We start from the raw sequence: 12,895 nt of genomic DNA, 5'->3' as shown, positions 1-12,895 counted from the left end.
ACTACGGATCTTTCTGTGGTGAATTGTCACGAAAATGTCTCAAGCGGTGGGCCAGTGGGCCGGTGGGTCAGTCAGCTGTTGGTGAGTAAAGGATGGTTGGAGGCCGAGGTTCGACCCCCGCCGCGGCAGTCACCGCAACGGGGAGCGTGAACGAGTCGTCGTGCAGAACGGCCCCGTCAATGACACAGACGAGGTTGCTTCCGGCCTGCGCGCAGTCCCCCTGCCTTGCATCGATCTGGGTGCCCGGCGCTGGGGTGAGGGTGAGTGAGTAGGAAGCGCGATTGTTGGGCGCAACGTTTGACACGAGGAGGGGCCAGGTCATGGATGCGCCTGCCTCTGCCTTGTCCCACTCCAACTGCGGCATCGAGCCGGCCCGCTGGAGGAGTTCTGCCGGCGCGTAGCAGCGGTGGTCTGTTGCACCCTGGCCGGCACCAACGGCGACATTTGCGGGGGTTGGTGCGGCCTGACGGGCGTGAGTTGTGCCGGTTCCTGCGTCGGTTGGGCCGGCAGATGAGGTTGCTATGGATGCAAATACCGCAAACCCGATGAGGGCCGCGGCGGCAATCGATGCGGGGTAGCCAATCTTGCTCAACACAGACACCGGCGTGCGAGCACTGCTTGCGGCGTTGCCGGTGGTTCGTGCCACAACGCCTGCGGTGGCATCCGCGTTCGCCGCTGCGAGGCCAACCATGATGGCCACCGGCACCCTGAACGAACGAAGGCGGCGAACGGTTGCCGCGCAGTCGTCGCACGCTTCGAGGTGTTCAATCACGACGGCGTTGCGTTTCGCCGAGAGCGTGCCGGCAACGTGGGCAGCAAGCTTTGCCGCATCAATAGTGCCGCAGCCGGGCTGTTCATTCGCGGTTTGCTCAAGGTAGCGCGCCCTGAGGTTTGCTTTTGCCCTGTGGGCGATGACGGTGACGGTGTTGGCACGAAGCCCAAGGTTTTCCGCGATCTCCGTGTGCGGGAGCTGCTCAACTTCCGTGAGGTACAGCACTTGGCGGTCGCGGGCAGGCAGCGCGAGAAACGCGGTACGGATGTTGGCGACGTTCCAGGTATCCACCGCGGTCTCGGGGGAGTAGTGCGGGGCGAGCTTTTCTTCGAGCTCTGCTGGCTCGGCGATCTGAATGACCCTGCCCTGGTTCTTTGCGTGCCGCGTTGCGATGTTGCGGATGGCCCTGAGCATGTACGCGTCAAAGGTCTCTTGGCTTGGCCCTTTGCCTCTGCGTACCGCTGAGAGCGTTGCAATAAATGCTTCGGAGAGGAGGTCTTCGCCGAGGTAGCGGTCGCGGGCAACGCCGCGGGCATAGCGAAGCAACGCGTCCATGCGCTCGGTGAAGCGCACGATGAACTCGTTTTCGCGATCCCCTATCGCTGGTGTGTTGTTTTGCATGGTTCCCCTACCGTGCGTCGATGGCATTGCCATCCGTGTCTGATGATCAGTTCTCTCGCTGAACTCACGACCGTCCCAGTTAGGTTGGGCTTGACGCGTTCATTGAGATAGAGACACACGAGTCTTGCGGGTTACAAAAAACCACGACTATTTTGACGCAACAACAATCCCCTCGTGTTGCGTGGCTCTGCACTGCGAGTGCTGAGCCGGTTCAGCGTAACGCGTTGGCCGCTCGTGACTGAGTGGCTGGATGACGTTGCCGCTGGTTTCCCCCCGAAAACTGCGATGAATTCACTGTTGAATTCCCCCTAGAGCTCTAATTTATCATGATTAAATATTGTCGATTGGTTCGAGTGCAATGTTTTCGGGTTCTTCCCAGCAACGGGCGGCGACCGTTCTGCCTGGCAAGAGATTGGTCGCCTCCCCACCCAAGAGCATGCCGGGAGGCGGAACTGTGACCAATCTGAGCCGCGCGTTCCTGGCGGGTGCCCGGGTTTCCCCGTCAGGTTGCCGCGTCGGTTAAACAACGAGTGCCCAATGACCTGCCCAAACACTGGATGTTGGACTGGCCCTTGGGCACTCGAGGGTGGATCGCCGCGAACGCGGCCCTAGCGGTTAGGCATCACGGCGCTTCCGCATGGCAATCAGCCCCGCACCAGCAAGCAAGACCAGCAGCGCGGTCGAGCCGAGGGGCATGAGCGTGTTGTCGCCGGTGTTGGAGAGGCCTGCAGAACCGTTATCGCTTTGCTTTGGCTTCTCGTCCGAGTCCTGACCGGAGTTGTTGGTGTCTGGCCGCGTAGCCGGTGCCGAAATGGTCACCTTGAGCGGAACAGAGGAGTTGCCTGACGCATCGGTCACAACAACAAATACCTCAGCTCCTTGGCTCAGCGGTGTGGTGGGGATGAACGTGAACATGCCGTTCTCGTCAATCACAACCTCGCCTGAAATGACCTTGCCGTCGCCATCAACAAAGGTCACGGTATCGCCCTTGTCAACCGGCCCTCCCGTGATGACGTTGCCTGTCGACGGGTCAACGGCGGGCTGCTCGGGTGCCAACTGATCAACGATTACCGCGGTTGGCTCCGACTTGGTTCCTGCGGCGTTTGTTGCCGTCACCCTAAGAACATCGCCATTCGTGAGGATGTGGTTGGGCGCGAGGTCGATCGACCACGTTCCGTTATCGCCGACAACGGTCGTCAGCACGGTGCCGTCTGGCAGCGTGATTGTGATCGTGTCGCACGGCATCCCAGTTCCGGTGAGTACGCCACCCTGGGTCGGGGCAACATAGGGCGGCAGAACCGCGGCGCCGTTGACGACGCTCTCTGCCTGCGGCGACGTGTTGCCGGCAGCATCCGTTGCCGTGACAAACAGCGTGGTCTTATCCGCGATAGCCGGGCTGAAGGCGAGCGAGAAGTTGCCCTCGTCGTCAGCCAGCGTGGTTCCGAGCACGTTGCCGTCGGCATCCCTGATCGTCACCTTCGAACCGGCCTCGGCCGTGCCGCGCACAACTGAACCGTTTGACGGCTGCACAACGGGCGCATCTGGTGCGACTGTGTCGACCGTGACCGAACTTGGTGGCGAGGTGAGACCGGATGGGCCGGTCACCACAACGTTGACAATATCGGTGTCAGTGAGCGGCGTCATGGGAACGAAGACAAACATTCCCTTCTCGTCAACCGTGAGGTCTCCCTCTATCGGGTCACCGTTGCCGTCGAGGATAGCGATGGTGTCGCGCTCGCCAATCGGCCCGCCAGTGATCTGCGTTCCGTTTGACACGTTGACGTGTGGTGCGCTCGGCACGGTTGTTACGACGTCGAGCGGGGAGGGCGTCGACGCGTTGCCAACTGCATCGGTCACCACAATCTTGGCGCCGTCGGTTTCGTCGATTGGATCGGTCGGGACGAAGCTAAACATTCCCTCGCTGTCGATAGTGACGGTCCCCTCGATGGCGTTGCCGTTCTTATCAACAAAGCTGATGGTTACGTTGTCTTCAACAGGCCCGCCGGTGATGACGGTTCCGTCAGAGACGTCTGTCTTCGGCACGCTCGGAGCGATCGTGTCGATGGTCACCTGCTCAGGCGTTGAGGTGAGGCCGGATGGTCCCGTCACAACAACCTTTGCCGTGTCCTTCTCCGTGAGTGGCGTTTTGGGGATGAAGACAAACGTGCCGTCTTCGTTCATCGTGAGATCGCCTTCAAGGGGCTCGCCGTTGCCGTCGAGGATTGCGACGGTCTCGCGGTCCCCGATTGGCCCACCAGTGATCTGCTTGCCGTTGGAGGCATCAACTGCTGGTGTCGCGGGCTTGGTCGCGACAATATCTACCTCTGCCGGGTTCGATACGAGGCCGGATGGGCCGGTCACGATGATGTTCACGACGTCGTCATCGGTGAGCGGGGTCTTTGGAACAAACACAAACATGCCGTCGCCGCCAACCGTGAGCGTGCCCTCGATGGGCTCGCCGTGACCGTCAAGCACCGTGATGGTGTCGCGCTCGCCGACCGGTCCGCCGGTGATGGCGGTTCCGTCCGAAACGTCAACGGGTGGCGTCGCCGGTGCGTCGGTGATGATTTCAACCGGTTTTGGGGCTGATTTCAGTCCGGATGGGCCGGTGACCACAACGGTGACGATGTCGTCTTTACCAAGCGGGTTCTTCGGGGTGAACTCGAAGGTGCCGTCTGGGTTCATCACGAGGTCGCCCTCGATGGGTTCGCCGCTGCCGTCGAGGATCGCGACGGTTTCGCGGTCTCCGATTGGGCCTCCGCTGATGGTGGCCCCGTCTGATACCTCAACAGCTGGGGCCTTCGGCGCGATGCTGACGATTTCAACCTGTGCCGGCGCTGATTCCAGTCCGGAAGGTCCCGTGACAACGATGGTGACGATGTCGTCGTCGGTGAGCGGCTTCTTGGGAACGAAGACAAAGGTGCCGTCTTCGTTCATCGTGAGATCGCCTTCAAGAGGCTCGCCGGCGCCGTCGAGGATCGCCACGGTTTCGCGGTCTCCAATTGGGCCTCCGTTGATTGAGGTTCCGTTGGAAATCTCGACGGCCGGGGTTGCCGGCTTGGCCGTGATGATCTCAGCAGCGACCGGGTTGGATGCGTTCCCTGATGGGTCGGTCACAACCACGTTGGCAATCGCGCCAGCGGTGAGCGGCGTGCTGGGGGTGAAGACAAAGGTGCCGTCGCCGTTCACCGTGATGGTGCCGGCAATGGGGAGATCGTCTTGACCAAGCACGGTGACCGTGTCGCCCTGTTCGACGGTGCCGCCGGTGATGGTCACGCCGTCGGAGGGTTTCAGGACCGGCGCGAGTGGTGCGATGGTGTCTACCGTGACGCTGCCGGGCTCCGAGATGGTGCCTTCCGGGTTGGTCGCGGTTGCGGTCACTACGTCACCGTTCGCAAGGCGAGGAGACACCGGGACGGCCCAGTTGCCTTCGTCGTCAACCGTCGTGGCGAGCTTCTCGCCGTTGGGAAGGGTGACGAGGATGTCGTGCCCAGGCGTTCCCGTTCCCCGTACAACGTTGCCGTTGCTTGGGAGGACCTCGGGCGCGTCAACCGGCTGGGCGTTGACGATCGCTGGGGTGCGAGGTGACTCGTTCCCTGCGGCGTCGCGAGCAGATACGAACAGCTCAAGGCTGTCGTCGAGTGGCTCAGTGAAGAGGATGCGGTACGCGCCGGTGTCGTCGGCGGTTCCCGTGCCAATAATGACCCCGTCGGTGTCGCGAATGATAATTGTCGCGCCGGGCTCGGAGGTGCCTGAAACGCTCGTGCCGTTGGTCGGGTTGACCACGGGAGCCGGCGGGGCAACCGTATCCACAACGCGCGTCGCTTCTTCGGACGACGTGTTGTAGCGGTTCACGGCGGTCGCGAGAATCGTCTGGCCGTTGAGCGGACGGTCTGCCTCAGGTACGTCGACCGACCAGGTGCCTTGGTCATTCACGATTGCGGTGAGTTGTGTGCCGTTTGGCAGGGTCACCGTCACGGTGTCTCCGTGGTCGCCGATGCCGCTCACGGTCTGACCGTTTGACGGGTTGATCGCCGGAGTGGTTGGAACCGAGGTGTTGACCGTCACGGTCTGCGGTGCCGTTGTGTTGCCAACCTTGTCGGCGGCCGTCACCGAGATGACGGTGCCATTCGTGAGTGCCGGCACAAAATTGGCAACAAAGTCGCCGTGTTCGTCGGCGGTAACGGTGAGCACTGTGCCGTTCTCATCGTTGTGGATGGTCACCGTGGCGAAGGGCTCTGTCGTGCCGCGAACAACGCTTCCGTTGCTCGGGTTGAGGTTGAGCACCTCTGGCGCCGACGTGTCGATGACGACGGGAGTGGCATCCGACGTGTTCCCGGAAGGGTCACGAAGGGCAACCGTTACCTCGTCCGTCTCTGCGAGCGGGTCCGTCGGCGTGAAGACAAAGGTGCCGTCCTCGGCGTTGCGAATCAGCACGCCGTCAATGGGGTCTCCGTTTGCGTCGAGGACAAGAATGTCGTCCTCGGCTGCGACGGGTCCGCCGGTGATGGTCACACCGTTTGACCGGTCGACGTGCGGTGCCTCTGGCGCCTGCTGATCAACGATCTGCGATGCGGGGGCCGATACCGTACCTTCTTTATTCGAGGCTGTTGCCGTCACAACGTCGTTGTGGTTCAGCGCCTGGCCAGCAGGAACGCTGAGTGACCATTCACCCGCTGCGTTGACCGTCGTTGTGAGGGGGTCGCCGGTTGGCAGGGTTACCGTGATCGTTGTTCCCGCGGTTCCCGTTCCCGAGATCGTAGATCCGTTGGTTGGGTTGATGACGGGCGCGGCGACCGGATCGCCGTTGACCGTTGTGGTCGCGGCCGGCGACGTGTTGCCTGCGGCATCCGTTGCCGTCACAACCAGTTCAAGGCCGTGTGCGAGGACCGGGTTGAAAACCTTCGAGTAGTTTCCCTGTGGGTCTGCCGTAACCGTTGCCAGCAGGTTGTTGCCGCTGTCACGAATTTCGACGGTTGCGCCTGGTTCGGCCTTTCCTGCAACGATTGAACCGTTGGTTGGGTTCACGATGGGCGTGGACGGAGCCTCGCGGTCAATTGTCACCGAGGCGGGGAGCGAGGGTGTTCCTTCAGGGTTGGTAGAAATGACCGTGACAACATCGTTGTGGGCGAGCGTCTTTTCAACCGGTACTGGGATGCTCCAGTTGCCAAGCCCGTCAACGAGCGCAGTCAGTTTGGTGCCGTCTGGGAGGCTCGCCGTGATGGTTTCGCCGGCGGTGCCAGTTCCCTTGAGCGCGTCGCCGCGCGAGGCGTTGACCGTTGGGGTTGCTGGCACGTCAGCGTTAACGGTGACGGATTTGGCGGGCGAGACATTGCCCGCGGCGTCCGTGGCCGTCACCTTGAGCACGTCGCCGGTGGCGGGGGATGGGCCAGTGGTGGTGATGACGAAGTTGCCGTCAACATCTGCGGTTCCGGTGCCAATGACGGTGCCGATAGCGTTTGTGATGGTCACGGTTGACAGCGGTTCGGCGGTGCCACGCACGACCTTGCCGTTGCTCGGTGCCGCGGTTGGCGTTCCTGGCGCGATCGAATCGATGGTCAGGGTCAGCGTGGTGCCAGGGTCCGACGCGACGTTGTTTGGCTCGATCTCGTACACCGAGTAGTTGGCCTCGCCCTGTGGCAGGGCGACGGCTGGCGTGCAGGACCATGCCAGGCCAGCCTGCACGGTTGTGGTGCACACAACGGCACCAAGAGCGTCACGCACCTCGATCTTCTGGCCGAGCTTCTCGCCGGTGCCGGTGAACGTTGGGGTGGCCGTGTTGAGGAGTGCTCCGTCAGCCGGGCTGGTCACAACGGGTGCGGCTGGTGGTACGGCCGTTACCGTGACTGGCCAGTCCTCGACCTCGCCCGAGTCTGCAAAGCCAGTGGCGTTTGCCACGGCGGTCTCGGCCGTGCGGATGCGCATCCAGGTGTTGCCAATGGTTGTTGTTGCCGTCGAGGGTAGCGTGACGCTGTGGATGCCGTTGCCGGCTGCGGCCGCCGAGTATTTCTCGGAGGCATCGAAGACGCCGTTTCGGTTGCTGTCCAACCACACGGAAGTTACTGCGGTGTGGCCGGCGAGTAGCCCGTTGACGGGGACGTCGATGGTGTTTGCCTTGCCGGTGAACAGAGTTGGGTTCTCGGCGAAGGCGTCGTTCACGTCGGTCGTCTGTGCCTGCGGTGTTGTCGCCGTGCGGGTTGACGTTGCGTCGTTCGTGAGCCCGGCACCGATTGAAAGCCCGGAGTTCACGTGGGAGGCGTTGCCGTAGGAGACCGGGGTTGCGGTGTTTCCGCCGGCGAGGTCTTCGTCTACGGTGACCTCAAAGTTGACGTAGGGGATAGTAACGCCCGTCGAACCGGCACCGACTACTGTTTGGAAGGTATCGAGTTTGAGCGTAACTGTCTGCACCGTTCCGGTGAGCTCGACCGAGCCGCAGCCGGCGGGAGAAAGTCCGGAACCGGCAACCGTTTTACAGGCGTCTGGCTGTACATAGGCGATGCCTGTTGTGTTCGAGAAGACGCTTGAGTCGGTTACCGTCCAACCATCGAATCCGGAAAGCTTGTTCAACGTCGGAATCGAGGGGGTGCCGTCTACAACCGTCACTCTGGTGCTATCGACCAGTGTGTCTGCGCCGGGCGTGACGAGCCCGCCGAACATGCGAGAGAGATGAAGCCTTGGGTTGGTTACCGGCTTGCTGAAGCTCAACGTGACCGCTCCAAAGTTGCGATACTCGCCGGGCACGGGCGGGCTCATCACGGCTGAGATTCGGATGTTGTTCTTGCCCGTCACAACATCAGCAGGGCTAAACGGCACGCTCTCGACGTTGGCGGCGGCCATGACGAAGGAAGCCATCGAAGCGGAGCCCTGGGTGCCTGGGGTCAGATTCGCGGTCATGGTGAGACCGCCGGGAAAGGTCATTGAGGCGTTGCTTCCTGACGCCGTGACTGTGCTGTTGCCCTGGAACGCGCCGGCTGGCGCGGCCCCGAGGCTGAGGCCGCTCACCGTGAGCAGCCCTGCGGTCGCGATGGCGAGCACGCGTGACGCGGCTCGCGTGACGCGATTCCTGCCGTCAGGTGGTTGAGGGGATTGAGTATGCATGAACCTGCTGGTCTCTCTCGTGTGGATGTTGTCTCAGAAAAAGGAATTGTGAAGAGTCAGGGGGCTGGGCGATACAGCACGGATGGCGTGCGGGGCATCGCTCCAGAGACGGCTGAAACCGTCACCGAGAGATCGAAGCGGTCGGCGTCAAGCGCCGCGCCATCGATCACACAAATGAGGTTGCTGCCGTTTTGCGTGCAGTCGCCGGGCGTGCTTGAAACGCTTGTGCCCTGGGCCGGGATGAACTCAAGCGAGTAGGGCACGCGGCGCTCGGCCGCGATGTTGGTGACGTTCAATACCCGCTCAATGCCAGTTGCTCCGGCGCGGTGCGATTCTGCGGCCGACCAGGTGAGTGTCGGGATGCTGCCAGAGCGCTGCAGGACGTCTGCCGGCGCATAGCAGCGGGTCGCGGGTTCGCCGCTTGCGGGAGCCGCAGCAACGTTTGCGGGCGTCGAGAGGGTTTCGGTGGCAGACGGCTTATGAGTAGGAGCGACGGGGCCCGCCGTTGAGCTGCCAAGGCTCGGGAGCAAGACAACGCCGGCGCAGGCGGCAACCGCGAGAATGACGGTGGGGTGTGTGATCTTTCTGAACACTGCCGACGGCACGCTTTGCCCGGCATGTGCCGAGGCGAGGCTGCCTTGGGCGCCGGATCCAACCGCGGCAAACGCGCTCGACCCTGTGATTGCGATGCCAACCAAGACCGCAACGGGGACTCTGAACGAACTCATGTGGCGAACTGCCCGCGCGCAGGTGGCGCAGGTCTTGAGGTGTTCTGTGGCCCGTTCTTTGCGCTTGGGAGGGAGGGTCCCCGCAACCAGCCCGGCAAGGCGGGCGTGGCTGATGGCTGGGCAAGCAGGGAGGTTCTCTGCGGTCTGCTCAAGATAGTTGGTGCGCAGCAGCGCCTTGGCTCTGTGCGCAATGACGGCGACGGTGTTCTGCCGCAGTTCGAGGTTCACCGCGATGTCAGCTTGGGACATCTGCTCTACCTCAGAGAGGTACAGCACCTGCTGGTCACGGACCGGAAGCGCCTGAAATGCCCGCCTGATGGTGTCGGCATCCCAGGTCTCGGCAGCAGTGTCAGGCGAATACTGCGGCAGGCGAAGGTCGGCGAGCTCGCCGGGTTCGGAAACCGACGTGACCTGTTCCTGCGCTTTTGCACACTTAACTGCGGCGTTGCGGATTGCGCTTCGCATGTAGGCCTCGAATGTTTCTGGCGCCGGTCCTTTTCCTCCCCGCACTGCTCGAAGGGTCGACATGAAGACCTCAGAGAGCAAATCTTCGGCGACAAAGGGGTCGCTGGTAACGCTTTTGGCGAAGCGCAAGAGCGGGTTCATTCGTTCGACAAAGCGAGCGATAAACTCGCTTTCCCGATCTCCAGCCGCTGTTGATGTGCTGTCCATGGTTCCCCTGCCGAGGCAACAGTCCTCCTGTCGCCTGAAACATTTAATTGCCGCAATACCGCATGGATGCTGTTCCCTAGATGCCCCAACGCAATGCGCTTTCACATAGGGAGAGTTGGTCTCAAGTCGCTGATTACAGAAACGGTGGAAAAGTTTGACGCAATAAATAACGTTGGCGTCGGTTTGCGTCCCACGGCAAACCAAATGCCGGTGCGGCAGACTGCGGAGCGGCCTGAATGTTGAGGCTGCGCGTCACGTGTCGTGCCAGTTTTCCCCCGAAAACTGGATTGAATTCGTTCTTGAATTCCCCCTATGGCGATTAATTTATCACAATAAATAATTCACACTCGATGAGTTCGTGGATTGTGGAGTGTTTTCCCAGATCCACCCCTGTTCGTGACAAATCGTCACGATATGCTCTACCCATGGCTGTGACCGACGAAGCGATCCTCAAAATCAAAGAGATGATTATCTCGGGCGAGCTTGGGCCTGGCGAGAAACTTCCGCCAGAGAAAGAACTGAGCGAGCGGCTTGGCCTATCCCGCAGCTCGATGCGCGAAGCCGTGAAGGCACTTGAGGTTATTCGAGTGCTCGATGTGCGTAGGGGCGACGGCACCTACGTCACGAGTCTTGAGCCTCGCCTCCTGCTCGAAGCAATGAGCTTTGTCGTTGACCTGCACGACGACGACTCGATCCTTGAGCTGTTTCAGGTGCGCCGCATCCTTGAACCTGCCGCAGCCGGCCTTGCGGTCAACAAAATGACCCCAGAAATTGTGCAGGGATTGCGTGAGCAGATCGAGTCGGTTAACGATGAGACCGATGTTGAGGGCCTGGTTGCGCACGACCTCCGATTCCACAGCGCGATTGTGGATGCCGCAGGCAACTCGTACCTGTCGACGCTCATCGAGTCGCTTTCGAGCCACACGGTGCGCGCCCGCATTTGGCGCGGTCTGACGCAGGAGCACTCGGTATCGCGAACCCTCCTTGAACACCGCGCAATTGTTGATGCGCTCGAGCGTGGCGATGGTGAACTCGCGCAGGCGCTCACGACGGTGCACATCTCGGGTGTTGAGCAGTGGCTCCGCCAGGCGGCAGAAGCCTCCCGCGGAAACTAGCTGCCCACCCCCACCCCACCCGCCGCCAGATTGGGCGTAGTTTTGCCGTTTCGGCGTATCTTGTCTGATACGCCGAAACGGCAAAACTACGCCGAAACGGGGGCAAGGGTTGGGCCCGCGATGACATTGGCCGCGGGGCGGGGCGGGGCAATGCCAATTACTCTGCAGGGCGCAGGCGCAGTTCCTGCATGCCGCCATCAACCGCGATTGACGTGCCGGTTGTCGAGCCCGAGCGGGGGCTCGCGAGGTAGGCCACGGCATCCGCGACCTCGGATGGGGCAACCAGTCGGCCGTGCGGCTGGCGGGCGTTCAGCGCCGCGCGCTCTGCGGCCGGGTCGACAGCGCTGTCGAGTAGGCGACCGACCCACGGGGTATCGGCCGTGCCGGGGTTGACGCAGTTCACGCGGATGCCCTCGCGCAGGTGATCGGCGGCCATGGCCCGCGTGAGCGAGAGCACGGCGCCCTTTGAGGCGGTGTACAGCGCGCGGGCCTGCAGGCCAGCGGTGGCGGCAATCGACGAGGTGTTCACAACGGCAGCGGCCTCCGACTGCCGCAGGTAGGGGAGCGCGGCGCGGGTGACGCGCGCGATGCCGATGACGTTGACGTTGAGCACTCGCGCCCATTCGTCGTCGTTGTTGTCCTCGATTGTGCCCTGCGCTCCGATGCCAGCGTTGTTGACCACGATGTCGATGCGTCCAAAGTGACCAGCAACGGCCGCAACGGCATCCCGCACCGAGGCGTCGTCGCCAACGTTGGCGGCGACGGCAAACAGTGACGGGTCTGCGGCGTCAGGGTTGAGGTCGAGGGCGGCAACTTTTGCTCCACCGTCGTGCAGCCGCTTGGCTATGGCCGCGCCGATTCCCGAGGCGCCTCCCGTAACGATCGCTACGAGGCCGTCAAATTCTTGGCTCATGCGTTGTTCTCCTTCACGTATTCGACAAACTGCTGGCGTTGGCGGCCGAGGCCCTCGATCTCGATTTCGCAGACGTCTCCCGGCGCGAGGTAGGGGAAGCGGCCGGAGAGCGCAACGCCCTCTGGGGTTCCGGTGAGGATGAGGTCGCCCGGCTCCATGACTAGGTACTGGCTGAGGTGATAGATGATGTAGTTGACGTCAAAAATCATGTCGGAGGTTGAGGAGTCTTGGCGGGGCTCTCCATTAACCCAGCTGCGAAGGCGGAGGTTCTGCGCGTCTACCTCGTCGGGCGTGACGAGCCACGGCCCGGTTGGGTTGAAGCCGGCCGCTGCCTTGCCTTTTGACCACTGACCGCCAGAGACGGTCATCTGGAAGTCGCGCTCCGAGACGTCGTTCGCAACGACGAAGCCGGCGATGTAGTCGGGGCTCTCAGCTGGCGAATCGAGGTAGGTCGCCCGCTTGCCGATGACGATGCCGAGCTCGACCTCCCAGTCGGTTTTGACGCTGGTTTTTGGGATGGTGACGGTGTCGTTTGGGCCAACAACCGTGTTTGGGGTCTTGAGGAAGATAATGGGGATTGCTGGCGGTTCCGAGCCGGATTCGGCGGCGTGGGCCGCGTAGTTCATGCCGATGCAGATGACTGCGCTTGGGCGGGCGATGGGCGAGCCGATGCGCTGTGACGCGGCATTCTCAACGACGGGAAGCGTGCCTGCCGCAAGGGCCTCCGCTGCGCGGGCTGGGCCGTCGGATGCGAGGAAGTCGCCGTTGATGTCGGCGGTGATGCTCGTGAGGTCGTAGTGAGTGGCTTCGCTGTCAGAGCCGGCGGCTCCCTCAACAACGATGACGGGCAGTTCGTGGCCGGGCGTGCCGATGCGCGCGAATTTCATGCGGTTTCCTTACTGAACGAGATACGCCGGCGTGGCCGCGGCGTTGCGATTGGCGGGCCGTAGCGGCCTTAACATCAGAACTCTATCGG

The 12,895-nt window shown here is 62.2% G+C and carries 6 protein-coding genes; 1 reads left to right on the top strand and 5 read right to left on the bottom strand.

The genetic code is table 11. From position 1 onward, the window contains the following. Positions 1-67: 67 nt before the first annotated feature. The 3 genes from FHX76_RS11925 to FHX76_RS11915 form a co-directional block, all read right to left on the bottom strand. Positions 68-1,393, bottom strand: a complete 1,326-nt coding sequence (locus FHX76_RS11925; RefSeq protein WP_167150904.1) for a sigma-70 family RNA polymerase sigma factor — start codon at positions 1,391-1,393, stop codon at positions 68-70. A gap of 615 nt (positions 1,394-2,008) precedes the next feature. Then, positions 2,009-8,491: an Ig-like domain-containing protein gene (locus FHX76_RS11920; RefSeq protein ID WP_167150903.1), complete on the bottom strand. Its 6,483-nt coding sequence runs from the start codon at positions 8,489-8,491 to the stop codon at positions 2,009-2,011. Between the two features lie 56 nt (positions 8,492-8,547). Further along, positions 8,548-9,891: an RNA polymerase sigma factor gene (locus tag FHX76_RS11915; protein ID WP_167150901.1), complete on the bottom strand. Its 1,344-nt coding sequence runs from the start codon at positions 9,889-9,891 to the stop codon at positions 8,548-8,550. A gap of 425 nt (positions 9,892-10,316) precedes the next feature. Between FHX76_RS11915 and FHX76_RS11910 the strand changes: the two genes are divergently transcribed. After that, entirely contained in the window at positions 10,317-11,006 is a 690-nt protein-coding gene (locus tag FHX76_RS11910; protein ID WP_167150899.1) for a FadR/GntR family transcriptional regulator, read from the top strand. Between the two features lie 157 nt (positions 11,007-11,163). On the opposite strand, the gene FHX76_RS11905 is transcribed toward FHX76_RS11910, so the two are convergent. Continuing rightward, a complete protein-coding gene (locus FHX76_RS11905) occupies positions 11,164-11,919 on the bottom strand; it encodes an SDR family NAD(P)-dependent oxidoreductase (protein ID WP_167150898.1) in 756 nt (251 codons plus the stop codon). Then, entirely contained in the window at positions 11,916-12,806 is an 891-nt protein-coding gene (locus tag FHX76_RS11900; protein ID WP_167150896.1) for a fumarylacetoacetate hydrolase family protein, read from the bottom strand. Before FHX76_RS11900 ends, FHX76_RS11905 begins: the two co-directional genes overlap by 4 nt. Between the last annotated feature and the right edge of the window lie 89 nt (positions 12,807-12,895).

The sequence above is a fragment of the Lysinibacter cavernae genome, assembly GCF_011758565.1.
Lineage (GTDB): Bacteria > Actinomycetota > Actinomycetes > Actinomycetales > Microbacteriaceae > Lysinibacter > Lysinibacter cavernae.
Note: the sequence above shows the minus strand (reverse complement) of the source record. Positions and strands in the feature narration are given on the sequence as shown.